This is a genomic window from Companilactobacillus sp. HBUAS56275 (genome assembly GCF_036913655.1).
Taxonomy (GTDB): domain Bacteria; phylum Bacillota; class Bacilli; order Lactobacillales; family Lactobacillaceae; genus Companilactobacillus; species Companilactobacillus pullicola.
The window spans coordinates 243577-269227 of record NZ_JAYKKK010000002.1 but is presented as its reverse complement, the minus strand read 5'-3'; the positions used below and the strand labels follow the sequence as shown (position 1 = coordinate 269227).

The following is a 25651-nucleotide window of genomic DNA, read 5'->3' as shown; positions in this document are numbered from 1 at the left end:
GTTTTAAGCTTATTTTTTTGAAATTCAATTAGCACTCCATCATATCGAGTGCCAACAAGTGAATTATTTAATTAAAAAGGAAGTAAGTATTTATGGTAAATGAAATTACAAATCGTAACAATTTAATGAGAGACTTTTTCAATGGAGACAAATGGATGAACAGTTTTCCATCATTATTTGAAGACAATGCTCTTGAAGGTTCAAATTTGAAGACTGATATCAAGGAAACAGACAAGGATTATCAAGTACATATTGATATGCCTGCCTTTGATAAGAAGAACATTGATATTAATTATCAAGATGATGTTTTGACAGTCAGTGGACACCGTGACAGTTTCAATGATCATAATGATAAGAACGGCGATATGATCATGTCCGAACGTTCAAGTGGTCGTTTCATGAGACAATACCATTTGCCAGCAGCTGAGGTTGAGAATATCAAAGCCAACTACGATAATGGTGTCTTGAAAGTTATCCTCCCTAAGTTAGAAGAGAAATCTAACTCAGAGCACCATATTGATATTGAGTAGGTTTTGATGGTTAAGACAGGGGATAGATTATGATCCCGTCTTCCACAAGAATTGGGAATGCATTGGAACGCCATGGGCACGATTTGGAACTAATTATTTTTCACTTCGTGCAAAATAATGGATTTCCAAAGTCGGCCTTATTGTAACCGGCAAAGCCGGTAACAATAATTTCATGGCTGAATGCATTCCCAATTCTTGCTCCAGACTAAATTTCATTTCAATTTTTTGATTGATAAAATAGTTTGATTTCAAAAGGACATTCACAGACTGTAAATGTCCTTTTTATGGTTAATAGATACAGCATCAATTTCCAAGAATCAAATTAAGAAACAAATCTAGTCGTCCGAAAAATCTGTGTGGGCCCTCAGTGGCGAAATTCTACTTAGCTTGCGAAGCAAGGTTAGTAGAAGACCGGACTTGGAGATCCATAATTTTGCGCGAAGTGCAAAATTATTAGCTTCAAGCCGCGTCCGCCACGTTCCAGCGGCCCACACAGATTTTTCGGACGACGGCATCCACCACATTCACTATCCTAAAATAGGAATTTTTATACAAATTCACAAAATCTTCACATTTTATAAATATTTAATTCATAAAGGTTGAGTATTATATAAATTGTAGATGAGAGATATAAGTAATCCCTTTTCTCACCCCCCTATAACATATATATATTTAATCCCCTAAATAAAAAGTACCTTTCCCCGAGGTACTTTTTTTATTGTCTTTTACGTATCAGTTGGTAGTAGTTGGACGTAAAATACGATATACTATTCCTTGCAGAGTAGTTTTTTCTGCTCTCATGGGATGTAACTTTAAGAGTTACAAAAGGACAAAGAATTTATAAAAATATAAAAAGACTTATCAATAATGGGCTATCCAAAACGTTTTATGATTTACGAACAACTATAAATTTCTGATAAGCCAACATATAAACTGTAGACAAGAGCGTATACTCTTCTCTCATCTCCCCCCTATAAACAATATTTAATCCCCTAGAAAAACACCCTTTCCAAAAAAAGGGTGTTTTTTATTTTTACTTATTTTTTTCTAATAATGAACCTCGAAGAATAAATTCGGAAGGAATCAATTTCTTCACTACCTCTTTTTCAAAAATGGACCAAAAAGCATACTCACCAATCTCACTTAATTTATGATCAATCGTTGAAAAGTTCATCAAGTAACTATAATCCAAATTCTCTTGTCCAATAACGGGAATATCTATTTTTAATTTATTCAATTGATAAATAATTCCAGCCGCAACTTGATCGCCATTGGCAAGAATAGCATCTAAATCTGAATTATTTGTCGTCAATTCCTTGGCTGCTCTAATTCCGTCTTTGAAAAACTGCATATTCCTCACTAGCAATTTTTCTGGACAATCTTTGCCAAATACTTTTTGGTAGGAAGCTACAGTTAATTTAGCACTGCGGCTTGTTTGTTCGTTACGGCTGATTGTAACGCCTATATGTTGAAAATTTAATTTCTTCAATAATTTGAATCCATCAACATACGATTTTTCTCGGTCAGTGTAGGCACACGATATTGAATATTCTAATGTATCTTCACAACATGTGATTGAACCGTACTTTTGATACTCAGCTATTTTTTCAAATGAAATTGCTCGGGAAGTAAAAATCAAGCCATCAAATGCTTGATGTTTCAACATCTCTAAATATTTAATTTCACTTTTAACGTTATAATGCGATGGTAGTAACGTCACTTGATAGTCCTCTTTGAAGGCGGCCTGAGTGATTGCTGAAACTAACTTCTGGAAATATGGGTGATTACTGTATGGCATAACGACGCCAATACGGTAAGTTTTACCAGTACTTAGGGCTCTGGCAATGTCATTGGGATGATAATTCAGTTCCTTCATGGCCTTGAGGATCTCGTTTTTGGTATCTGTGGCAACGTAACTTTGGTTATTAATAACTCGTGAAACTGTTGAAACTGAATGACCAGATAGTTTGGCGACATCTCTGATATTTGACATTTTACGCACCCCTTTTTGATTGTTAGCTTGCTACAGCACTAATAATTCTATAATTCTAAAAAAGTAGAACTTCACAAATTCTTCACATTTTCAATATAATTGGTTCACACTTATTGGTTATAGTATTACTTGTAGATGAGAGATATCTCATCTCATCCCCCCTATAACATATATATTTAATCCCCTAAAAAATAAAAGAACACCTTCCCCGGGTGTTCTTTTTGTTTTGTCTAAATACTCTTAATTGCTGAATGAATAGCTGCTGCTTTCATCATTAAATCGGTAACTTCAATGTCTTTGAATCCAGCATCCTGCATCATCTGGCACAATTGTTTGATACTGACAAAACGATTAACTGAATCATCCAAGTATTGATAATCAGATTTATTCTTAGCAAAAACTTTGCCCATGATAGGCATTAATTTATTAAAATACAATTTCCAACCAATTTTGACGATAGGTGTTTCCACTTTAAAGGCTTCCAAACAAATCAACTGTCCACCAGGTTTCAAAACCCGATAGATTTCGCGCAATACCCTATTGGCATCTGGAACATTTCGTAAACCGAAACCAATCGTAACAGCATCAAAACTGTTATCGGCAAAATTTAATTGCATGGCATCACCAGTTTCCAAGATGACATTAGTTAGTTTGGAGTTAGCAACTTTTTGTTGTGCCAATTTGAGCATCTCTTGACTGAAGTCGACACCCACAATTTGTGCATGACTAAATCTTTGACCCAACATAATGGACCAATCGGCTGTCCCACAACAAAGATCTAAAATCTTTTGGGGACGGTTAACGATTTTAATAGTTGCTTTCTTACGCCACTTTTGATGAGTTCCTAAACTCATAATGGAATTTAATTTATCATAGTTTCCCGCAATATTATTAAAAGTCTTCTGAACATCCTTTTCGGGAACTTTATTAGTCAGACTCATAGTCTTACCTCTAGTCGATATTATTTAAACGTCCATAATACATGAGATATTTCTTGCCGCTAGCAGAAACCATATACTTCGATACACCACCATTGTTAGGTTGAATGATACTTGAAATATCTTCTGCGCCAGTTGTAACTTTGACAAATGCACGACTAACAAATCCGTGGCAAACTACCAAAATTTTCTCGTCACCTTTTTTAGCCATATCATTCATGAAATCTTCGACACGTTTATAGACGTCAGCGTACTCTTCACCGTTGACCGCATATTTAGTGTAATTTGGTAGTAAATATTTATTTTCGTCGAAAGCATCAGGATGTTCAACGATCAATTCTTCCTCTTTTAAGCCATCCCATGAACCATAGTCAGCTTCAACTAGGCGTTTGTCCTGTTGAATTTCGTGAGCTCCTTGATTTAAAATTTCAGCTGTTTGCAATGCACGCTTCATTGGACTTGCATAAACTTCATCAAAATCAGTGATATCAATATGTTTTTCTAATTCCTCAATTTGCTTGATACCTTTGGCATTTAGGGGCTTGTCAGTAGACATTCCGTTGATTCGAGCTTCAAAGTTAGTGTCCGTTTCACCATGTCTTACAATATATAATTCAACCATAAAAATCTCCTCTTTGTTACCGCTTAAATTCTCCTTTTAGTATTTCATTATTGACTTTACAATGCAACTCAATTATATTAAGTGTAATTAAATAAATGATCCTTTAAATTTTGGTCCCGTGAGGCTAATAAGGAAACACGTTCAGTCTTTTATTTCGCATACACGGGGTAAAGGACTATTTTTTTGCAAAAAAAATATTAAGGGGATGTTTTTTTGAGTAAAGACGAAGAACAATATCGTAATCCAGACGCCGTTTTGGATGTCTATGAAAAGCCACCATTAAGCAGTTGGGCTTTCTTATCATTACAGCACTTATTCTCAATGTTTGGTGCCACTGTCCTAGTGCCTTTATTGGTAGGCTTGGATCCAAGTATTGCCTTATTCAGTTCCGGTGTCGGAACTTTGCTTCACATTTTGATCACACACAGAAAAATTCCAGCTTATATGAGTTCTAGTTTTTCTTTCATTGTTCCAATGGTTTCGCTGATGAAAACGGTCGGTTATCCAGGTGTCGCTCAAGGTACCATTGCCGTTGGTTGTGTATACTTGATTGTTTCTATTATCGTTGGTTTTGCCGGTTCTGACTGGATCGATAAAGCTTTACCACCTATCGTTGTTGGACCTATTATCGTTGTTATTGGTATGTCTGTTGCCGGAAGTGCCGCTGACAATGCCATGATGAATGGTTCACATTATGACTTGAAGTATTTTGGAATCGCTATGTTCACTCTATTTCTAACTGTGCTTTTAAACATGTATCTTCGCGGTTTCTGGAGTAACATTGCTATTCTTCTAGGTATCGTCGGAGGCTACATTCTCTCCGTCTTCTGCGGTATCGTTGATTTTTCTAAGGTTGCTACAACGCCTTGGTTCAAACTACCAGCTTTTGATATTATGTTTGCTAACTACATGCCTCATCAAATCTACTGGGGTGCAATTCTGAGTTTTGCCCCAATTGCCTTTGTCACGATGGCCGAACATTTGGGTCATATCATGGTGCTAGATGAATTAACTAATCGTGATTTCTTCAAAGATCCTGGCCTGCACAAAACTCTAGCTGGTGATGGTACAGCTTCAATCGTGGCTGCCTTCCTTGGTGGTCCTCCTGTCACATCATACGGTGAAAATATTGGTGTTATGGCTGTTAATAAGATTTTCAGTGTCTACGTTGTTATCGGTGCCGCTGTCTTCGCTGTCTTGTTCGGATTTGTTGGTAAGTTAAGTGCCCTGATCCAAACTATCCCCGGACCTGTAATCGGTGGTATCAGTTTCATGCTCTTCGGTGTTATCTCATCAAGTGGTTTGAGAATCTTGGTTGATAACAAAGTTGACTTTAATGAAAAACGTAATTTAATGATTGCTTCTGTTATCCTTGTTATCGGTATTGGTAATGCTTATCTTCAAATGGGCTCCTTCCAATTCACTGGAGTTGGTGTTGCCACAGTTGTTGGTATCGTTCTTAACTTGATTCTTCCTAAACATGCTCTCTCAGAAAACTGGGATGAAAAACAAGATGATTGGAAGAAAAAAGAGGACGCTTAATTGGTTCTCTTCTGTAATTGATGTAAATTAAAAAGCTCAATGTTGGCTGCTATTCCTTTTGTGGGATAGTTGCTGCATTGGGCTTTTTTGGGGTTGTGGTTCTATTTTGGAATAACCATTGGTCTATGTTTTATAGATGTCCTTGTTCCTACTCTAAATAACCACTGGTCTATGCTTTATAGTGGAAACGAGTTCCACAAGCCAGATTCCTGTGCTTTGCCTGACTTCACGAACTGCCTGCTCCGCAGTCAATTCGCAAAGTCCTGCAAATGCTCAGAATCTAAGCGGCTTGTTCCACTCTCTACCTAAAACGAGCTTCGCAGGGGCAACTCCTTCCGGTCAAGTCAACTATCTCTGCCAGCGCTTCGCTGCTGACTGAGATAGTAGTCTTGATCCTCGGGAGCTGGGCGCCCCTGCTACGCTCTCTAATCATTTAGCTCTGCGGACAGATCGGCTATTCTTTGTTTTATCTTATCGCCACGGTCTGTATCCATGACTACTTTTCGTTCAACTGAATTCTCAACGATCTTTCGTTTCAAAATTACATCGTTTAAATCTTTCAATGATGTTGATAGGGAAATAAATGGTTTCAACTGTAACAACTGCATTCCATAAGAATCGTACAATAATGTGAATCCACCGTTATGTTCCATCTTTGGTCGTCCACCGTTGACTTGAATTATCTTTCCTTTCGACATAATGGGAAGATTCTCTTCGTTTTCGTCTGGTGTATGTCCAATAATTATATGGCCCTCTTCTTCGATATCGAACTCATCTTTAACTCTGTCAGCGAACCATTCTTTCTTGCGTAATTCATAAAAAGGATTCAGGGTTTCTTTTTGCAGGTCTTCGTCGTCAATAAAGTAACGTTCGAATGTAGTCATCTTATCTTTTCCAAATAGTGGCGAATCTTTACCACACCAGAGATACCATAATACATCGGAATTAAAGCAGTCTCCTGTTGTTGGATGGCGCATTGCATCCCGTAAAATAATTTGGAAATAATCGCTCAAATCTTTACCTAAATATTTGCGTCCATCGATCTGCCACTTAACAAAGTTACCCTGTTCATCCGTTGGTACACAGCCATGGAGTAAGAGGTTACCGTTATGTTTCACATACATTGCGCCATTATCGTACATGAACCACATGTGCTCATTTAGCTTACTGGAGTGGATAAACTGATTGATCAAATCGATCAAAACTACTTGTTCGGGATGTGATATTTGATATGGATTTCCAGGATTAACTAACTGGAAGCAGCCATTATCAATCGGATATTCTTTGTCATTAATCGTAATTGATTTCTTATCTTGACTCAATTTGTCTAATAATAGTCTGTCATCCATTTCAAATTCTGGACGACGTTTGATTGCTTGTCCTTCAAGCTTAAATTGCATGATGGCGGCAGCTTGCTGAACACAATTATCGGTCATACGATCTTCTTCTGATATTTGGGTTAAATCGACTTTAGGATCAAAATTTGGTAAAGGACGATAACTGTGACGAGCCAACTTGATCATTGAAGTCATATCAATATCGTAGGCTTCGTTCAATAATTTCAGATTGTCATATCGAGCACAAATCCGAATTAAGTTAAGCATGCACAATTTTGATCCGGCCATGCTTCCCATCCACAGAATATCGTGATTACCCCATTCAATGTCAAAATTTTGCCAGTGATTGATCAAATAATTAATCACGTAATCGGGATGTGAGCCTCGATCGTAAATATCTCCGACAATATGAATTCGTTCAATAGCCAACCGCTGAATTGCATGACTGATAGCAATGATAAAATCATCAGCCATATTCAGACGTTCAATACTCGACAATAAACCTTGATAGTAGAGACGTTTATCTTTGAAATTAGTGTCGATCATTAATAGGTTCTCAGTAATATTCCAAAAATCCGGTTGGATAGCTTTTTGCACAAGATCTTTAGGATATTTATTAGCCACATAACGCAACATTTCAATCAAATTGTTGAAAGAGTCCATATACCATTGCTCTAATTCGTCCGCATCAGTAATCTTATTTTTCGTCTCTTTTAGGACCTCTGATGGATAATAAATCAAACAGGATAACTTCATTTGATTGACCGGCATCAACTTACCAGAGAAGACTTCTGACACCTTTTTACTGATATTACCAGCACCACTTCGCATTATATGTGAGAAGCGGTCATAGCCACCATGGACGTCGCTGATAAAGGCTTCTGTCCCCTTTGGCAAATTTAGTGTAGCAGATAAATTAATAATTTTAGATTTGATTTCATTTTCGTTTTCGACTGTATTTGTAAATTTATTCCTCATTAATATGTTCCCCCAAAGGCAATGCGTTCTATATTAATGATAGCGCATTCAAATTGAACTATACCAAACGATGTGCAATATTCCAAGTATCCCAGTTATATTTGAGTTAAAATTATACTTATAGGAGGTTAGAATATGAATTTAAAATTGGATTCTACTGTAACTTTGAATAATGGTGTTGAAATGCCCCAATTAGGTATGGGTGTTTGGAAAGTAAACAATACGGGTGCTTCCCAATCTGTCCAATGGGCTTTGAAACACGGCTATAAAGCTATTGATACTGCAAAACAATATGGTAATGAAGCTGGTGTTGGCGAAGGATTACAAAAGGGCTTTGCAGATAATGGTCTCAAACGTGAAGATATCTTTTTAACAACAAAGATTTTCAATGGCGACCAAGGCTATCAATCAACACTCGACAACTTTGAAGGTCAATTAAAGAGATTACAAACAGACTATGTAGATCTTCTCTTGATTCACTGGCCAGTAGACGGCACATACTTGGATACATGGCGTGCATTGGAAACAATCTACAAAGAAGGTAAAGCACGTGCTATTGGTGTTTCTAACTTCAATATTGAAAGATTAAAGGACATTCTTAAGAACGGTTCAATCAAACCAGCCGTAAATCAAATGGAATATCATCCCCTTTGCCAAGAAGTTGATATCAAGAACTTCTGTGACGAGAACAATATTCTACTTGAAGCATGGTCTCCACTTGGTGGTGGCTCTGTTTTAGGTGATGCTAGATTGAAGAAGATTGCTGACAAGTATAACAAATCAGTTGCTCAAGTTATTCTTCGTTGGGACTTACAAAATGGTATTATTACTATTCCTAAGTCAGTTCACGAAGAAAGAATTGTTCAAAATTCAGATGTTTATGACTTCGAATTAAGTGATGCCGATATGAAAGAAATCAACGGCTTCGATAACGATAAGAGAAGTCTTTGGTATGGTGACTTCTTCTGGAGCGGTAACCCTGATGGTTACGTTGATTCTGTTGAAGAATGGGACGACTCAGAAAAGTAAATTAACTCAAATAAGCTAGAAAAATCTGTTATGGATTTTTCTAGCTTATTTTTTTACTTAGCTCTTTTTTCTGATCGCAACAAATTTATTTCTATTGGGTCTATTCCTAATCATTTCAAGTTGTTTAGATTCTAAGCTTCTATGTTTCCTATTTTTAACATCCAGTTGTCTTTGATATTCTTCGCCACTTAACACTTTGACAGTTTTAGGGGCACGTTTACGAATAAAATGTCTAATTTCTTCTTCATTAGCCGTAAAGATCAAAGAATAACTACCACCTTTTTTGGATGCAAAGGTCACCATGGTATCTTCTTTTACAGGTTCAACAATAATTTGATCGTACCTACCATAATCAGACGCCTTTGACAGTGAACCATAAGTAACGACCTTATCATTTCCAAGTCCCTGATTGTAAAATGCGACACTAGCAAATAATACAGCGATTAAAACTAATTTTATATTTGATTGCATGGAGTGTGACCAAAATAAAGCGACGATTAATATTGCTGCAACGATTGCTATTAAGTATTTCATATTTGATGACTTGGCTTTTATTTTAATTGATGCTTGTTGTTGAAATTCGAACACTAACAAAGCACCTATTAAAACTATCATTATGATAGATTCTCCCATTATTGTTACCTCCTGTTAATTACCACTCGGCAATTGTACCGTCATAGTTCTTCCAAGAAGGATTGCTCCAAACCAAACCTTGTTGGGCAACGTCCTTAATCATATCTTCGTCCATTTCAATACCCAATCCTGGTTTCTTAGGTAATTGAACATATGAATCTTTGTATTGGAAGATTTCTTTGTTCTTAACAAAATCTAATAAATCAAATCCTTGATTATAGTGGATGCCTAAACTTTGTTCTTGAATAAACACGTTTGGTGTACATGCATCAACTTGTAAAGTTGCAGCCAATGAAACTGGTCCATATGGTGCATGAGGTGCACAAGCCATATCAAACGATTCCGCTTCAGCGGCAATCTTTCTAGTTTCTAAGATACCTCCACACATAGCTACATCAGGTTGAACAATATCAACTGCACCTTGTCTGAATAGATTCTTAAAGGCCCAACGTGTGTAGAGTCTTTCACCAGTAGCTAACGGAATCGAAACTTCTCTAGCAATATCATCAAATGATTCCCAGTTTTCTGGTAAAACAACTTCTTCTAAGAACATAGGATGATATGGTTCCAAAGCCTTTGCCAAAACTTTTGCCATTGGTCTGTGAACACGACCGTGGAAGTCAATTCCAATTTCAAGATCATCTCCGACTTCATCGCGAATTGAAGCAACACGATCAACTACTGCCTGAACCTTCTTGTAAGAATCAACATAGTGCAATTCTGAAGTTGCATTCATTTTAATTGCAGTAAATCCCTTATCAACACGTTCTCTGGCTTGTTTAGCTACATCACTAGGACGGTCTCCACCAATCCATGAATATACTCTGATCTTGTCTCTAGCGGCTCCACCTAACAGTTCATAAACTGGAACATTCAAAGCCTTTCCTTTAATATCCCATAGAGCCATTTCAATTCCTGAAATGATAGTTCCATTAATAGGACCACCTCTAAAGAATGAACGATGCAATTCTTGCCAAATACGTTCAATCTCAAATGGGTTACGTCCGATAATCTTCTTACCCATTTCTTCGGCACCGGCCACTACTGTTTCAGTCTTAGTTCCTGAAATCATTTCGCCCCAACCGGTAATGCCTTCATCAGTTAAGATCTTAATAAAAATCCAACGTGGCTTTACTTTATAAATTTTAATATCAGAAATTTTCAAAATATCTACTCCCTTAATCTATTAGTCAGTTACGGCATCTTGCATTTCCATATTCTTATTGACATGTTTTACACCGTCAAAGAAGTACCAAATTCCGGCGAAAGCAATAATTAATACTGGTATAGAAATAAGTGGATGCCATGTGAATGCAAAGTATACAATGAAGCTTTGAATCATTGATGTAGCAGCAAATGAACTAATGTATAGTGAATTTGCTCCTAATTTAATACCAACGGATTTAGCAATTGCTGTTAATACTGGAGCAGTCGCAGTACCACACCATAGAAGTGAGGCCGTTACAACTAGTCCAATAATAATATTCTTGATTAAATTACCATTCGTAAGTGCTACAACCAAAGCAACTCTGAATGGAACAACAGCTAAATCAGCAAATGGTAGAACAGAATTTCCGGGTAAAATTAAAGCCATTGCAATTGTTAATGGAATGATAATCAAAGCTGTAGTAATAACATCTTGATTACCAACGACAACGGCAGCATCCAAACCAATAAATAGTTTTCTACCTTTGAATCTCTTTTCAGACCATTTTTGTGCAGCATCTGAAATTGGCATTAATCCTTCCATGAACAATGAAGTCATCTTTGGAATCAATACCAGAACAGCTGACATTGAAACACCTAATTGCATAACTTTCATTAGATCATATCCAGCTAACCATCCAATGACCATACCGATAATTAATCCCATGATCATTGAATCTCCAAAGAATCCTAAATATTTTTGAGCATCTTTTATAGAGAATTTATTGTTTCTCATAAAAGGAATTCTGTCCAAAATCCAATTTAAAGGCCAAGCGATAACCAATGATGACAAGGCTGAAACAGTTGGCAAAGATACCCCTGGAATTCCAAAGAACGATTCAACAATTGGCTGGGACCAGTCAGCTAGTTTGAAAGTAATCAAAGCCATTAAAATTGATGAACCAATACCTAGCCAAATGTTTTTAGTAACGAAATAAACCATTACTCCGACAATAGCCATATGATGATAATTCCAAATATCAACATCTAGGGTATGTGTCTTTTTTAAAATCAATAGAACAATATTTACTAAAAGAATTCCAAAAATCAAAATAGCAATAATTGGAGATGCCCATGTAACAGCAGCAATTGATCCCCAACCAACATCCAATGCGGTCAAATGTACACCAGTCCTGTCTACCATCGCTTTGGCAGCAGGTCCAACATTAGTTGTCATAAAATCCAAAATCAGTTTAATACCAGCAAAACCAATACCAAGCGTTAATCCAGATTTAAATGAACGAGTAATTTTTAATCCAAATATAAGACCAATAATTGTGATAATCACTGGTAGCAATACTGTCGGTCCGGCAGCAATCAACCAGTTAAAGACATCCATTATTATATGCATGTTTATTCACCCCTAATAATTAATAGTTACTTAGCCTTCTTTGTTCTTGATGATTTCATAAATTTCATTAAATGTATTATCTGCACCAATACCTGTTAAGATTGGCATCCCTTTAACGTAAGGTACTCCGTGTGTCTTTCCATCAAATTCCCCTGTTGTGACCAATAAATCAAATCCTTCAACTTTGCCTGGGACTTCCATTAATTTAGTCTGTGTTGTTTCTACAGGTAATCCTTTATCTTCCATGAAACTTCTAATCTTTGAAGCAACAACTGTTGATGTTGCGATTCCATTTCCACATGCTACTAAAATACGTGCTGACATAATATAATTCCTCCAAATATTTAATTTAAAATTCCTAATAATGATGGTTCAATTAGATTCAATAATTCTTCTGAAGTATTGGCATTTAAAATATCTTTTCTCAATTTTTCATCTTGAATAATTCCAACAACTCTCTGTAACATTTCAACTTGACCATGTGGCTCACCAATAGCCAACATAATAACGATTTGAACAGGAATTGTTTTTTTGATATCCTCCATGTCGTGAAAATCTACTGGATTACTTAATGTTGCTACTGCCACTGTTGTCTTATTAACAAGGTTGAAATCTGCATGGGGGATTGCTACCGCGGGACTTGCTGATGGCAACCCTGTGGGATATTCGAGCTCTCTTTTCTTTATTGCATTAATATATTCCTTTTTAACGTAACCGCTTTCATAAAGCCGTGAAGAAAGCCGTTCAATAACATCAGAGCTATCGTTGGATTCTAAATGTGGAACAAATAAATTTTTATCTAAATCAAGATCTACTTTCAAACGAGTGCTCCTCTTTTCTTAAAGTCTTTAACAAATGTAGCTAAGGAATTGGCTAATCCTTCAATATTCTTATTTTTAATATCTTCTTTATTAAATAATTTCGAACCCATTCCTAAATAATCACATTCGTTATCTAAGAACTCACCGGCATTTTCTAAAGACACACCACCAACTGCCATTAAGGGTAATTTACCTAATGGTGCTTGAATAGCCTTGAAATAATCTGGTCTTACTGTCGAAGCAGGGAAAATCTTTACAATATCTGCTCCCTTATCAAATAGCTCTGTCACTTCTGTAGGAGTCATTGCAGCAGGAACTGTCACTACTCCATGATCATGTGCATAATCAATCATTTCTTTAGTAAATGCTTGAGGTCCTAAAAGAAATTTTGCACCGGCTTCAATAGCTTTCTTGGTATCTTCCAAGTCCATAACCGTACCGGCACCAATCTGATATTTATTACCAAACTTACGATATCCATCTCTAATGATGTCAAGACAATGTTCAGTATTCATTGTCACTTCTATACCAAAATCATTTTCAAAACCATCCATCGCTTCCATGATTGTCATGGCTTGATCTTGAGTATAACCACGCATAATGATTGTAAATTTAGGATAATTCTTTAAATCCATAAATAAATCACTCCTTAATTCTTCTTTTTATTTCATTAATTACTTTATTTTTAGAATCTGCATTGATTAATGACTTCATTGCCTTTGAATTAGCTGCAATATTGGCTAATTGTTCTACAGCTTTGAAATGACTTGTTGTATCTCCTACAGCCAGTGGAACAATAATATGAACATCATCATTGTTTGGAAATTTTATTGACTTTTTACTAATCAAAAAACCAAATCCATTTCCACTAACTCCCATGTCCGGAGTGGTATGTGGAATGGCCATATTCTTTCCAAAATAACTGTAGTTACTCATTGATGAACTCTCTTTGATGATTTGTTTCAAAAACTTATCAGTTACGATTCCCTTTTTCATAAGTGGCCTCGTTGCCAATTCCAGAGCTTCCGTCCATGAAAGAGTTTGATCAGTGAAACTAATAAATTCTGGCTTTATATAACTTAATAAATCAGGTAAATATTCTTTTTCTTTAACTCCATCATCCTGACCTCTTAAAAGAAATAACTGTATCTCTTTCCGTAATTGAATCTCATCATCTATTTGTCCATGGCGACTAATAATATTCATTATTCCATCTAACATTTCTTCGGAATTTCCAAAGCCAATATCTCTAAGTACGCGATATCTTAAATTCAATGACTCATCTGTAGTCATAATTGGATGAATAATATACTGTCTAGAATCTGTTTCTAAATGTACGGTCGTAAAAACTATGTCAAAATCATTCTTAAACTTTTGAAATTCTCTAACAGAGGAAGCTGAGACAAAACTGATTTCAGGAAACATCTCTCTTAACTTCTTAAACATCAATCTAGATACGATTACCCCGTTGCTACAAACAACTGCTGCTCTTTTCTTCTCCTCTGGTTTCCAATTCTCAAGTTCAGAACCAAAGTAGAATGATATCAGCTCAATTTCATCTTTAGGTAAGCTAGATTTTAATTCTTTTTCCAAAGGCTTTACTATTTGACTCACTGTATCAACGAACATTTGATGATTTTTAACATTCTTTACTGCTGATTTGATTCCAGAATCCTTTAGGTGCAATCCATACCTAATTCTCAAAATCATAGGTTGAATATGTGCCACTAATCTTTTCTCAAAATCAGGTTTATTTTTTATTTCCACATATGTCAAAGACTCAAACTGCTGTACCATTTCATGGACTATTTCCAATAGATCAGAATTTTGATATTGAATCTGTCCCTCAACGGTATTTGCTGAAATAAATAACAACAAAATCCACTTATAATCATCCTTATTAGCGATCCACTTCTCCGGAATTACATTAGAAATAAAGTCATACTCACTGGTATCACGAATATCTGCTTTGAAATATGGTTCCTTTGACACCTGACATGAACGATTTCTAGCTATTAAAATCATCAGAGAATAAACTAATTGATTAAACGATTGATCTGAATAAGTAATATTTAAATACTGTTCAATTTTATGTGTGTAATGAATTATTGAGCCTACCGAAATATTAGATATTTCTACGATCAATTCCATTCCGTCTTCAAAATGTAAAATTGTTGCAACCAATTCATTTATAATTTGCTTAACTTTTAATTCTGATCCGGTTATTCTATAACCATCTTTTCTTGAGTAAATTAATTTTAAACTGTATTTTTTTAGATACTTTTTAACGTTCTTTAAATCTGAAGTAGCTGTGGTCTTACTTACATTTAAGAACTCATATATATGAACAAGCGATACGATTTCCCCACTTGTGAGAAGGTACAAGATGGTTAAATACATTCGTTGATTTTCATTAAAATATCTGTTGGTATCAGGAATACTTTGTATCTGTTTTTCTAAAAAGCTTTTCGATTCATTAGGAATAAAAAACTGTCCTGCATTAGATCTGGTAATCGAAGCCAAATTATTTCTGTCTAACTCAATATTTATTTTTTTCAACGAATAAGAAAGTTGTCTAGGTGTTAAATTTAATTTACGTTCCAATTCAAAACTCTTATTGACTTGAAAATGAATTATTTGCTTTAAAACAACTGTTTCCCTGTCATCCAATGTTTCACCTCCGCTCCACGCTTATAGATTAGACCAGAAAATAGCAAATTGGAACGCGCTTTCATTTCGTCTTTTGTCTTACAATTTTGGAATCAGTGTACAAAATTGAACTTGTTGTAATTTTTTCCAATCAAAACAACAAGAACGAGTGAGAGTCAAAAATCGCCTTAAACAAAGAAAAAGCCAGAGAATCTTGCTTGGATTCTCTGGCTTCTTTTTTCGTTTATTTTTTACCAACTAAATTCTTCAAAATAGATTTGACCGTTACCGGCACCGTGCTTTTTCAAGAAACGATTCCAGTGGTGCATCATTGAACTAGGCCCGCCTATCAAAAATACTGTATTTTTGGTCCAATCTTTCGGCAAATTATTCAAGACTTGATCATCATTAAATCTGCCAACTTGAATGGTTCCATTGATATTATCTCGTTGCTGCCATTGATCAAATTTATCCAAATACAACAAATCATCTTGACGATGCGCTGTATAGAAAATGGTCATATTTCGATTCAAGTTATCGGCTATTGTCGACAATAACGGCGTTACACCGATACCTCCGGCTAGGATAACAATGTTTACGTCTGAAGGTTGGTCATTTAAAAAGGCTTGATAACGGCCATATCCTCCATCAATATTCACTCGTGACTCTAGAGGTACATCGGCTAACTTTCTAGTAAAGTCACCATCGCCACGGATCAATAGCACGATTTCTCTATTTTCATCTGGCGTATTAGCAATTGAAAATGGATGCATCTCTTTTAGTCCAGAAGAATCTGGAAATGCCATAAATACATAGTCTCCGGCTAAAAGTTTAATATGCGAACTTCGTGGCAATCTGATGGTCAATTCTTGTACGTTATCAGCTACGGTTCGATTGGAGATTAACATCCCTTGCTCATAAGTTAATGGTTTAACAAATTTACTGAACAAGTAAAGTCCTAAAACTAACGCACTGACTGCATCGAATAGATAGATAAATGGCTTAATAGCAGTCACGTAACTAATCAATTGTACGTGGATAAAAACCAATACTACAGCCACAATATTTAGACGATGAATCCAAATTGACAATTCGTGTTTAAAAAATTTTTCCAAACTTCTTTTTATCTTTTTTAGAAGGGGAACTCGATTTGTTAACCAGCCTGCCATAAAGATCAGCGAATAGATCATCAAGCCTAAAAACAGGTCAAAAGCCCAATCACCTGTCGTTTTGATCCAGCCTGTTGATACGGTGCCGCTTTTATGCAAGTAAGCTAAAACAATGGCTGCGATACTCAACATTCCGTGAACCATATACATTTCTGGTAAACCGACTAATCGATCCAACCACTTAGGCTTTGTACTCAGATAAATGGCAAATAACATCCAAGTATAGGCAATTATTCCATAGTAGATAGCTCTAAATTCGCTTTGATAAATTATCGGTAATCCATTTGATAAAGTTTGCAGAAATGGCAACGGTACTAAGAATATAGCAATTAGCCAAAAAATCCCATAACTATAACGGTGTCTCTTGAGCATTAGAGACCGCCCCCTTATTAAAACTTATAGGTAAATGATTATCATCAATTAATATTCCAGAAAGATCATGCTCTTCAACAAACTCGGCAAACTTTTCCAATCCAGCGGATACACCAACAGTAGCCCAAATATCGGCATCAACTAAACTGTCACTAACTACTGTGACCTGTTTCGTATCGTTAGGATACTTCCGAATAATATGTTCTCCACGCTTACTGTTACCAGATGTGGCAATAGCACCATTTTTTAAATAGTAAGTAGCAAGAATTTTTTCGAGATTATCAGGATCTTCAATCCCAATTCCCCAATTGAAATTTGATTTATCTTTAGTAGCAAATTTAATATCGCCACCACCATTGAGTGATACACCGTCAATATTGATGTCCTCTAACAATGGTTTTAAATATTCATCAAAAACTTGTTCAATAGCCCAGCCTTTGACTAATCCGGTTGGATCGTAACGACCAGCGAAAAATGGTGTGAAGATTCCATCAGTCATTTGTTCAGCCAAAATTGTTTGGCCATAAATAGCTTGAAAGTCAGTTGATTCTAAGATAGGACTCCTATCGCCCCGTTGATATCTTGAAACTAATGAATCATATCGGAATGGAGAAAAATCCGTATCAATTTGAGCCAACCGTTTATCGATTTTCTCTGTTACCTCTTCCAGTTCCTGCATTACCACTTCATCAGGATTATTGGTGGCAATTTTAATTGTAAAAGGAATATTCATTTGGTTGATTACTTTATTAGGGAAAAAATATTTAATTTCTTGCATTCAATTACACCTCATTATTTGCTTGATTTAAAGCATCTTGTAGTGAGCCTGTGAAACCTTTGTACGTTTCAGTAGCTCCCGAAATTTGTTGAATATCAGCACTCTGTGCACTGATAGCTTCAGACTTGTAAGTTGGAAGAGCTTGTTCATTGATTTGTATTGATTTCTGCTGTGAATCCGGTGAACTTAAAACATCGATCTGTGTCAATTTTCCACCAGAAATGGTCACCTTAACTTGAACATCACCCCAACGAGTACTCGTCGAAGTTCCTGTATACGTTCCGTCTTTATATTTACTAGTTGAAGTACTTTTTGTAGATGTCGTTTCAGTTTTATTATCAGAATTCGTATTTTTAGTAGTAGTTTTACTTGCAGTGGTTGTAGTTGTTCCATTGGTTGTTTGTTGATTTTTGAAAAAAACGATATATCCATCAATGGCAATAGCCACGGCCACACCAAATGATAATGTTACGCCGACTATTTTTTTAATCATTAAAATCACCTTTAATTTTATTTTAAAGCTGAGTATAAAGATTATATTTGAATTATTTATGACCAAAATTAGACTAAAAATAAAAAAAGACAAGATACATAACGTCGTTATGTATCTTGTCTCACTTCAAAGCTACTTTATCCATGAACCCATCGCGAAAATTCTCTATTCCCAGGCTCTTATCAACAATCATTCCTGTTAAATGATATCTCTCAATAAACTCAGGAAACTTACTCGTACCAGATGAGATTCCAGCCGAAGACCAGATCTTCGCATCCAGTGCACTATTCGTCACTACCGTTACTTGTTCAATATTGCTACTTTCTCTACGTAAACTGTGGATTTCATTAGAAGTAGAAACCGCTCCATTTTGTAGAAAATATGTTGCTAAAAGAATATCCAGATTGTTAGGATCTTTGATAGCAATTCGCCAATTAAAATCAATGTCAGGACGACTTGCAAGACGAACGTCTTCACCACATCTCAAAGATACGCCATCGATACCGTCGACACTAAGTAATTTAACAAGATATTGATTAAAAATTTGATCAATGATCCATCCATTCAATAGGCCGACAGGATCATATTTACCATTGTAGTAAGAACTAAAATAGTGTTGCGTCATCTGTTCAGCGGTGATTGTTTGTTCATAAACATCTCTGAAAGTCTGTGAAATCATCAGGGCAGTTTCTTCGCCATCTTGAAATCTACTTAAAAGAGAATCTTTATTTTCAACAGAGAATAATTCATCGTATTCCTTAAGCTTAAGATCAATCTGTTGAACTGTTTGATCCAAAATAATTTTATCAAAAGTTGCTTCTTTAGGCACTGCCAGCTTGATTTCCAGCGGTAAATCGAATTTATTTAAAACGGTACTCATATATTTATGTTCAGTCATATAACTTCACTCCTTTGTGTAAAAAAAATACGTATGCTCATCTAATTATCGATAAGTATACGTACTAAATGTGATGAAAATATGACCAAAGTTTGTGAAAAAAATTAAGCTTTCTCTTTATTAGAATTCAAAAGTAAATTCAAAATAATTGCAGAAAAACTTCCGACAACTAAACCATTATTTAAAATAGTTTGTAATGTTGATGGTAGGAAATGAAGCAAAGTTGGTTGAACTGTTACTCCAAGTCCCAAACTGATTGAAACAGCCATAATCATAATATTATTGTTATTCATTTCAACTTTAGAGAGCATCTTGATTCCCTCGATACCAACTGTACCGAACATGATCAACATGGCTCCACCTAAAACGGCGTTAGGAATCAATTCAGCCACGGCTCCAACCTTAGGGATCAACCCTAAGATGATCAATAGAAAGGCTGAAAAATAAACTGGTTTATTCTTTTTAATTCCTGACAATTGAACAACCGCAACGTTCTGTGAGAAAGTTGAGTATGGGAAGGTATTAAAAATCCCACCAAGAATGGCAGCCAATCCTTCTGAAGCGTAACCACGTTGCAAATCATTCTCATCCAAATCACGTTTTGTCAATTCAGCTAAAGCATAGTAAACACCAGTTGATTCAATCATACATGTCAACGCTGCTAACAGCATAACGATGATTGATGACCATTCAAACTTAGGCGTTGCAAAGTAAAATGGACGTGGAATTTGGAACCAATGAGCTGAGCTAACACTTGCAAAGCCAATCTGTCCCATTCCAATTCCCATCAAATATCCAGCTACGATACCAATTAGGACTGCGATTTGTTGAATGAAACCACGACCCCAAATACTTACAATTACGATAATCAACGCTGTTGAAAATCCTAAAATCAAATTAGTTGGGTTACCGAACCCTTTGGCAGCGACATCTCCGCCACCAATATTTTGAAAAGCTACAGGTATCAAAGTAAACCCAATCAAAGTTATTAAAGAACCAGTAACGACTGGTGGGAAAAATCTCTTTAATTTGGCAAATACTTTCGAAATTAACATGATAAAAATACCAGCCGCAATGATTGCACCGTACATATAAGCTATTCCGAAGTGATGTCCTATATTCTGTAACGGCGTTACGTATTCAACGGCTGATCCTAAAACAACCGGTAATCCAATCCCAGTCAAGGGTGTTCGTTTAATCTGTAAGAGTGTGGCTACCCCACACATAAAAATATCTACTGAGATTAAGTACGTCATTTCCTTGCCACTGAAGCCAAGAGATGCACCGATCAAGATCGGTATCAAAATATCTCCCGAGTACATGGCTAGTAAATGTTGAAATCCTAATAGCAGATTCTTAAAAAACGAATCGCTCTTATCATTCATATTAAGATCCATTATTGCCCCTCCTATATTTAGAAAATTATAACATCTTTTCTGAAAGTTATTAAAGGCGAAGTTTAGATTATTTACTACTTTAACTATGATAGAATAAAAGCAGTATAAAATTAGGAGGAATTCTAAGAGATGAATAAAAATCATTTAGATGACGCTTGTACAACTATCTTAGTTGGTAAAGACGCCAGTATCGACGGTTCCACAATGATTGCCAGAAATGACGATACATTTTTTGCCGTTGCCCCACACAGTTTCGTATTAAACCCTGCTGTTAAAGGCGAAAAGGGGCGTAAAGTTAAATCTTGGTTGAATGGCTTCGAATCTGAAGTTCCCGAAAATGGCTACAAATGGCCTGCAGTTCCTAACGTTGACTACAAGAAGTTCGGTTACTACGACGAAAGTGGTATCAATGGTAAGAACGTTGCTATGTCAGCTACTGAAAGTACTTATGGTAACGAACGTGCCCTAGCTTTTGATCCACTTGTTAAAGATGGTATGGACGAAGACGTTATTGTTCGTATGGTTCTTCCTTATGTTGATTCAGCTAAAGGTGCTGTTCAACGTACTGGTGAACTTATTCAAAAGTTTGGTTCACCTGCTGGTAACTCAGTTTTATTCAGTGATAACAACGATGTTTGGTACATGGAAATCGTTACAGGTCATCACTGGGTAGCTCAAAGAATCCCTGATGACAGTTACGCCGTTTGTGCTAACCGTGTATCTATCCAACAAGTTGATTTCAACAACCCTGATGAATTCATGTGGTCCGAAGGAATTCAAGAATTTGTTGAAACAAACCACTTGAACACAGACAAGACTGGCTGGAACTTCAGACATATCTTTGGTACAGACAATCTTAAAGATCGTCACTACAACACACCACGTGTTTGGTATGGTCAAAAATACTTTAACCCTGAGATCCAACAAGATCCAGAAGATGGTGAATTACCATTCATCATGAAGACAGATCACAAGATCACAGTTGATGATATTGAATACGTTCTAGGTTCACACTATAACGAAACACCTTACGATCCATATAGCCCATATGCCTCAGAAGACGACAAGCATCGTTACCGTCCAATCGGTTTGAACAGAACACAAAACTCACACGTTCTTCAAATCAGAAACGACGTTCCTGAAGAATTTGCCGCTATCATGTGGTTATGTATCGGATTCCCAACATTTACTCCATACATTCCATTCTATACAAACATGAATGAAACAGATGATTCATATAACGACGCTTCACTCAAGTTCAACTTCAAAGATGCATACTGGATGTATAACGCTCTATCAGTACTTGTTGAATCAAATTACAGTGAATTCATCCAAGACGATATCGACTACTTAACAGACATCCGTCAACAATTACGTGCCTCAGTTGCTGAAACTGACAAGCTTGCAGCTAACTACTCTGGTGATGAATTAGTTGAATTCTTAACTGATAGAAACCAAAAGGTTGTTAAGGAAATGAGAGAAAAGACTCATGAATTCTTTGGCGAACTTTATACAAAGGGTATCAACCTTTCAAAACTTACATTTAACATGGATGCTAATCTATAGTCACTGCTAATTAAATAGTTTTAATCCCCCTGACATACTGTTGGAGGGATTTTTGTTTTGTTGATTACTGGGATGCTATGTTTTATAGTGTCTGCGTATGAAGATAACTAAACTTTCTTTTAAAATAACCACTGTTCTTTGCTGAATAGTGGAAACGAGTTCCACAAGCCAGATTCCTGTGCTTTGCCTGACTTCACAAACTGCCTGCTACGCAGTCAATTTGCAAAGTCCTGCAAATGCTCAGAATCTAAACGGCTTGTTCCACTCTCTAGTAAAAACGAGCTGCGCAGGCCAATTTCTTCCGGTCAAGTCAACTATCTCTGCCGGCACTTCGTTGCCGACTGAGATAGTAGTCTTGATCCTCGGAAATTCCCGGGCCTGCTTCGCTCTCTGTGAGGTTTGATAAAAATGGAACCAACTTTTAACAAGATGACTCCTGCTGGATACAAGGCTATTGAACAGGAAATTCGTCATTTAAAGGACATTCGTCCTGAAAAAATCAAAATACTGGCTGCGGCTGCTGCTTTGGGTGACCGTTCGGAAAACACTGAATACTCAACTGCTAAAAGAGATCTTGGTCATTTGGAGGGGCGTCTGCGTTTTCTTCAAAAACAGTTACAATACGCTGATGTTGTAGTACCTGCCGATAATGACATCTTAGATATTGGTAAATTCGTTACTATTGAATTCTTGGATGATCACGATCAAGTTACTTATCAATTAGTTGGTAAACAGGAAGCTAATTTGGATCAAAATAAGATTTCTTTTGCTTCTCCTATTGGTAGTGCTTTGGAAAATCACAAGGTCGGCGATGTGGTATCGGTCAGTGCACCTGCTGGCTCTTATCAAGTCAAAATTGTCGAAATCAAAATAAAGTAACTTTATAATAATTTAAATATGGTACATACCAATTTGAAGAAATGCCTGTTCTCCGCTAGATGGATTGCATACCTATTCTTGATAAACGTCATGGTATAAAAAAAAGAATAGTCAAACCTTTGTAAGCACGGGTATAATAAAGTATTGATTTTTTAGGAGGAGATTTTTTAATGGATGAAAGTAAAAAGTTAGCCAAGAAAACTCTTGACCGTGGTTTCTGGTTGGCATTTTGTGCTTCTGCTCTTTGGGGAGTTTCAGGTACTGTTTTGCAATTCGTTGCTAAAAACTTGAATATTCCCGCAATGTGGTTCATTGGTACCAGAACTCTTATAGCTGGTATCCTTTTACTAGCAGTTGGCTTAGTCGTTTTACCTAAAAAGGAATTCTTTGCTGTATTTAAAAATAAAAAAGATTTTCTAACTCTACTTAGTTTTTCCGTTTTTGGTTTATTAGCTAATATGTTTACCTTTTTTCACGCTGTTAAAACTGGTAATTCATCAACAGCAACGATCTTGCAATATCTATCACCATTGTTCATCATGATTGGTGCCATAATTTTTACTAAAAAGAAAACTTCTCGTGTGGATGTTATTTCTTTCGTTATCGCTTTAATCGGGGTTGTTCTTATGATTACTCGTGGGGACTTAGGACACCTTTCAATTCCATTTATTTCCCTTGTTTGGGGAATTGGTAGTGGTATCACCGCTGCTCTTTACATTACAATTCCACAAAAACTAATTGCCAAATATCATGGGATTTTAATTACCGGCTGGGGTATGTTGATTGCAGGATTGATTTCTAATATTTTCAATCCAATTTGGGTTAACGCACCCAAGATGACCACTGGAAGTATCTTGGGAATCGGAACAGTTATCTTGCTTGGTACTGTTCTAGCCTTCCTGCTAATGGTTATCAGTACTAAATACACAACCGCCGCTATTGTAAGTATTACTGATGCAGTACAGCCTTTTACAACATTAGTTCTTAGTGTGCTTTTCCTACACTATGCAGTTAACTTTGCCGAAGTTATCGGTGCTATTATCGTCGTCCTAGCTATCTATGTACTTAATCGCTACGATACTGAATAATATTTTTCTGGAGTCGAATAATGGATTCGGCTTCTTTTTTTTTCACAATTTTGTTTTAATGGAGTTGTGAGTTAAAAGGAGGATTTGCTGATGAAAATATTTGCATATGGTATTCGTGAAGACGAAGAACCATCTTTAAAGAAATGGGAAGAAGCTAACCCTAACGTTGAAGTGGGCTTTACAAAATACACTTTAACAGCTGACTCAGCTAGATTGGCTGAAGGATCTGACGGTGTCGTAACACTTCAAACTTCGCCATACACTAGAGAGGCTTTGGAAGTACTTAATAAATTAGGTATTAAGTATATTTCAATCCGTAACGTCGGTTTCGATAACTTCAACTTCAAGGATCTCAATGATCTTGGATTTACTTTAACAAATGTACCTGTTTATTCACCAAATGCCATCGCTGAACATACCGTTCTTTTGATGGGTCGTTTACTACGTCGTGTACCCGAATTCGATGAAAAATTCGATAACGGAGACTTCACTTGGGCTCCTACCATTGGTAAGGAATACCGTGAACAAACAGTTGGTGTCGTTGGTACTGGCCATATCGGTCGCGTAGTGATCAAGATTTTGCAAGGCTTCGGTGCTAAAGTTGTTGCCTACGATGTTTATCATAATGACGACATCGAAAAACAAGGTTTATACGTTGATAGTTTGGAAGAATTATACAAGCAATCAGATATCGTTACCTTGCATGTACCATTATTTGATTCCAATAAATATATGATCAATGACAAAGCCATCTCACAAATGAAAGATGGTGTTTACATTATTAACTGTGCTCGTGGAGAATTAATCGATACTGATGCCTTAATTAAGGGCTTAGACAGTGGTAAAATTGCCGGCGCTGGACTTGATGTTCTTGATAATGAAAATTCTGTCTTTGGTAAAGTTTGGAGTAGTCCTGAAAATATTCCCGACGAAAAGATCAAGAATCTTGCTAAGAGAATCAACGTTATCATTACTCCACACAGTGCTTTCTATACAGAAACTGCTATTCATAATATGATTACGACTTCATTTGATTCCAACAAGGCCTTAATTGAGGGTCTTAAACCAAATAATATTGTCGATACAACTAAATAAGATTGAAATTTAAAGGGGACACTATCTTAATCAAGATAGTGTCCCCTTTTTTGTAACGTCTAAGCATTTTTGTGTAGCGTTATGAAATTTATGATGGTGATCACAAGTGTTATTATACTATTCATTAATAATTTAAATTTGCATATTAATATTAGTTTTATAACCTATTACAGCAACATTTATAGATAATATTTTTGTTTTATAGAATTAAATAAATTTATACTTGCTTATTTTTTCTCTACCTAGTGTATCTGTAGAATTCTTGCTATTTTTATAACGTCGTTATG

The 25651-nt window shown here is 36.1% G+C and carries 23 protein-coding genes; 7 read left to right on the top strand and 16 right to left on the bottom strand.

The window, feature by feature from the left end; translation table 11 throughout:
• Window positions 1–92 precede the first annotated feature (92 nt).
• On the top strand, window positions 93–530 hold the full coding sequence (locus U8526_RS04845) for an Hsp20/alpha crystallin family protein (RefSeq protein WP_334340836.1): 438 nt from the start codon (window positions 93–95) through the stop codon (window positions 528–530).
• A gap of 1033 nt (window positions 531–1563) precedes the next feature.
• Here the strand turns inward: U8526_RS04845 and U8526_RS04840 are convergent.
• The 3 genes from U8526_RS04840 to U8526_RS04830 all read right to left on the bottom strand — a co-directional run bounded on the left by U8526_RS04840 (window position 1564) and on the right by U8526_RS04830 (window position 4083).
• Window positions 1564–2523: a LacI family DNA-binding transcriptional regulator gene (locus U8526_RS04840; protein WP_334340835.1), complete on the bottom strand. Its 960-nt coding sequence runs from the start codon at window positions 2521–2523 to the stop codon at window positions 1564–1566.
• A gap of 230 nt (window positions 2524–2753) precedes the next feature.
• Window positions 2754–3464: a bifunctional demethylmenaquinone methyltransferase/2-methoxy-6-polyprenyl-1,4-benzoquinol methylase UbiE gene (gene ubiE, locus U8526_RS04835; protein WP_334340834.1), complete on the bottom strand. Its 711-nt coding sequence runs from the start codon at window positions 3462–3464 to the stop codon at window positions 2754–2756.
• 10 nt (window positions 3465–3474) lie between these two features.
• The gene (locus tag U8526_RS04830) at window positions 3475–4083 is read right to left on the bottom strand and encodes a histidine phosphatase family protein (RefSeq protein ID WP_334340833.1); all 609 of its coding nucleotides are present in this window, start codon (window positions 4081–4083) and stop codon (window positions 3475–3477) included.
• A 213-nt stretch (window positions 4084–4296) separates the two neighbouring features.
• Here U8526_RS04830 and U8526_RS04825 point away from each other — a divergent pair, with 213 nt between their 5' ends.
• A complete protein-coding gene (locus U8526_RS04825) occupies window positions 4297–5625 on the top strand; it encodes a uracil-xanthine permease family protein (RefSeq protein ID WP_334340832.1) in 1329 nt (442 codons plus the stop codon).
• 425 nt (window positions 5626–6050) lie between these two features.
• Here the strand turns inward: U8526_RS04825 and U8526_RS04820 are convergent, their stop codons facing one another.
• A complete protein-coding gene (locus U8526_RS04820) occupies window positions 6051–7940 on the bottom strand; it encodes a fructose-bisphosphatase class III (protein WP_334340831.1) in 1890 nt (629 codons plus the stop codon).
• Window positions 7941–8075: 135 nt separating this feature from the next.
• Between U8526_RS04820 and U8526_RS04815 the strand changes: the two genes are divergently transcribed.
• Window positions 8076–8969 carry an aldo/keto reductase gene (locus tag U8526_RS04815; RefSeq protein ID WP_334340830.1) on the top strand — a complete coding sequence of 298 codons (894 nt, stop codon included), beginning with the start codon at window positions 8076–8078 and terminating at the stop codon, window positions 8967–8969.
• A gap of 57 nt (window positions 8970–9026) precedes the next feature.
• Here U8526_RS04815 and U8526_RS04810 read toward each other — a convergent pair whose 3' ends face one another.
• From U8526_RS04810 to U8526_RS04755, 12 genes are all read right to left on the bottom strand, one after another.
• The gene (locus tag U8526_RS04810; RefSeq protein WP_334340829.1) at window positions 9027–9602 is read right to left on the bottom strand and encodes a hypothetical protein; all 576 of its coding nucleotides are present in this window, start codon (window positions 9600–9602) and stop codon (window positions 9027–9029) included.
• 19 nt (window positions 9603–9621) lie between these two features.
• Complete coding sequence (gene dgoD / locus U8526_RS04805) at window positions 9622–10767, bottom strand: galactonate dehydratase (protein WP_334340828.1); 1146 nt, start codon at window positions 10765–10767, stop codon at window positions 9622–9624.
• Window positions 10768–10788: 21 nt separating this feature from the next.
• Window positions 10789–12159: a PTS galactitol transporter subunit IIC gene (locus U8526_RS04800; RefSeq protein ID WP_334340827.1), complete on the bottom strand. Its 1371-nt coding sequence runs from the start codon at window positions 12157–12159 to the stop codon at window positions 10789–10791.
• A 30-nt stretch (window positions 12160–12189) separates the two neighbouring features.
• The gene (locus U8526_RS04795) at window positions 12190–12483 is read right to left on the bottom strand and encodes a PTS sugar transporter subunit IIB (protein ID WP_334340826.1); all 294 of its coding nucleotides are present in this window, start codon (window positions 12481–12483) and stop codon (window positions 12190–12192) included.
• A 20-nt stretch (window positions 12484–12503) separates the two neighbouring features.
• Window positions 12504–12980, bottom strand: coding sequence for a PTS sugar transporter subunit IIA (locus tag U8526_RS04790; RefSeq protein WP_334340825.1), 477 nt, complete (start codon window positions 12978–12980; stop codon window positions 12504–12506).
• Window positions 12977–13615 carry a bifunctional 4-hydroxy-2-oxoglutarate aldolase/2-dehydro-3-deoxy-phosphogluconate aldolase gene (locus tag U8526_RS04785; RefSeq protein WP_334340824.1) on the bottom strand — a complete coding sequence of 213 codons (639 nt, stop codon included), beginning with the start codon at window positions 13613–13615 and terminating at the stop codon, window positions 12977–12979. The genes U8526_RS04790 and U8526_RS04785 overlap by 4 nt, the downstream gene beginning before the upstream one ends.
• Before the next feature lie 7 nt (window positions 13616–13622).
• Entirely contained in the window at window positions 13623–15650 is a 2028-nt protein-coding gene (locus U8526_RS04780; RefSeq protein ID WP_334340823.1) for a BglG family transcription antiterminator, read from the bottom strand.
• Between the two features lie 230 nt (window positions 15651–15880).
• Complete coding sequence (locus tag U8526_RS04775) at window positions 15881–17170, bottom strand: FAD-binding oxidoreductase (protein WP_334340822.1); 1290 nt, start codon at window positions 17168–17170, stop codon at window positions 15881–15883.
• On the bottom strand, window positions 17148–17948 hold the full coding sequence (locus U8526_RS04770) for an FAD:protein FMN transferase (protein ID WP_334340821.1): 801 nt from the start codon (window positions 17946–17948) through the stop codon (window positions 17148–17150). Before U8526_RS04770 ends, U8526_RS04775 begins: the two co-directional genes overlap by 23 nt.
• A gap of 4 nt (window positions 17949–17952) precedes the next feature.
• On the bottom strand, window positions 17953–18441 hold the full coding sequence (locus tag U8526_RS04765) for an FMN-binding protein (protein WP_334340820.1): 489 nt from the start codon (window positions 18439–18441) through the stop codon (window positions 17953–17955).
• A 121-nt stretch (window positions 18442–18562) separates the two neighbouring features.
• Complete coding sequence (locus tag U8526_RS04760; protein WP_334340819.1) at window positions 18563–19339, bottom strand: FAD:protein FMN transferase; 777 nt, start codon at window positions 19337–19339, stop codon at window positions 18563–18565.
• 104 nt (window positions 19340–19443) lie between these two features.
• Window positions 19444–20736, bottom strand: a complete 1293-nt coding sequence (locus tag U8526_RS04755; protein WP_334340818.1) for a nucleobase:cation symporter-2 family protein — start codon at window positions 20734–20736, stop codon at window positions 19444–19446.
• A 129-nt stretch (window positions 20737–20865) separates the two neighbouring features.
• Between U8526_RS04755 and U8526_RS04750 the strand changes: the two genes are divergently transcribed.
• From U8526_RS04750 to U8526_RS04735, 4 genes are all read left to right on the top strand, one after another.
• Complete coding sequence (locus U8526_RS04750; RefSeq protein ID WP_334340817.1) at window positions 20866–22302, top strand: C69 family dipeptidase; 1437 nt, start codon at window positions 20866–20868, stop codon at window positions 22300–22302.
• Window positions 22303–22710: 408 nt separating this feature from the next.
• Window positions 22711–23181 carry a transcription elongation factor GreA gene (gene greA, locus U8526_RS04745; RefSeq protein ID WP_334340816.1) on the top strand — a complete coding sequence of 157 codons (471 nt, stop codon included), beginning with the start codon at window positions 22711–22713 and terminating at the stop codon, window positions 23179–23181.
• A 170-nt stretch (window positions 23182–23351) separates the two neighbouring features.
• Complete coding sequence (locus U8526_RS04740) at window positions 23352–24269, top strand: DMT family transporter (RefSeq protein ID WP_334340815.1); 918 nt, start codon at window positions 23352–23354, stop codon at window positions 24267–24269.
• Between the two features lie 87 nt (window positions 24270–24356).
• Complete coding sequence (locus U8526_RS04735; protein WP_334341139.1) at window positions 24357–25364, top strand: D-2-hydroxyacid dehydrogenase; 1008 nt, start codon at window positions 24357–24359, stop codon at window positions 25362–25364.
• Window positions 25365–25651 lie beyond the last annotated feature (287 nt).

Bases quoted from the DNA above. Each gene is read 5' to 3' on its own strand.
- U8526_RS04755 (WP_334340818.1), bottom strand. From the start codon at position 20,736: ATGGATCTTAATATGAATGATAAGAGCGATTCGTTTTTTAAGAATCTG.
- U8526_RS04750 (WP_334340817.1), top strand. From the start codon at position 20,866: ATGAATAAAAATCATTTAGATGACGCTTGTACAACTATCTTAGTTGGT.
- U8526_RS04740 (WP_334340815.1), top strand. From the start codon at position 23,352: ATGGATGAAAGTAAAAAGTTAGCCAAGAAAACTCTTGACCGTGGTTTC.
- ubiE (WP_334340834.1), bottom strand. From the start codon at position 3,464: ATGAGTCTGACTAATAAAGTTCCCGAAAAGGATGTTCAGAAGACTTTT.
- U8526_RS04810 (WP_334340829.1), bottom strand. From the start codon at position 9,602: ATGGGAGAATCTATCATAATGATAGTTTTAATAGGTGCTTTGTTAGTG.
- U8526_RS04785 (WP_334340824.1), bottom strand. From the start codon at position 13,615: ATGGATTTAAAGAATTATCCTAAATTTACAATCATTATGCGTGGTTAT.
- U8526_RS04795 (WP_334340826.1), bottom strand. From the start codon at position 12,483: ATGTCAGCACGTATTTTAGTAGCATGTGGAAATGGAATCGCAACATCA.
- U8526_RS04770 (WP_334340821.1), bottom strand. From the start codon at position 17,948: ATGCAAGAAATTAAATATTTTTTCCCTAATAAAGTAATCAACCAAATG.
- U8526_RS04840 (WP_334340835.1), bottom strand. From the start codon at position 2,523: ATGTCAAATATCAGAGATGTCGCCAAACTATCTGGTCATTCAGTTTCA.
- U8526_RS04760 (WP_334340819.1), bottom strand. From the start codon at position 19,339: ATGACTGAACATAAATATATGAGTACCGTTTTAAATAAATTCGATTTA.
- U8526_RS04845 (WP_334340836.1), top strand. From the start codon at position 93: ATGGTAAATGAAATTACAAATCGTAACAATTTAATGAGAGACTTTTTC.
- U8526_RS04815 (WP_334340830.1), top strand. From the start codon at position 8,076: ATGAATTTAAAATTGGATTCTACTGTAACTTTGAATAATGGTGTTGAA.
- U8526_RS04830 (WP_334340833.1), bottom strand. From the start codon at position 4,083: ATGGTTGAATTATATATTGTAAGACATGGTGAAACGGACACTAACTTT.
- U8526_RS04800 (WP_334340827.1), bottom strand. From the start codon at position 12,159: ATGCATATAATAATGGATGTCTTTAACTGGTTGATTGCTGCCGGACCG.
- U8526_RS04775 (WP_334340822.1), bottom strand. From the start codon at position 17,170: ATGCTCAAGAGACACCGTTATAGTTATGGGATTTTTTGGCTAATTGCT.
- U8526_RS04765 (WP_334340820.1), bottom strand. From the start codon at position 18,441: ATGATTAAAAAAATAGTCGGCGTAACATTATCATTTGGTGTGGCCGTG.
- U8526_RS04820 (WP_334340831.1), bottom strand. From the start codon at position 7,940: ATGAGGAATAAATTTACAAATACAGTCGAAAACGAAAATGAAATCAAA.
- greA (WP_334340816.1), top strand. From the start codon at position 22,711: ATGGAACCAACTTTTAACAAGATGACTCCTGCTGGATACAAGGCTATT.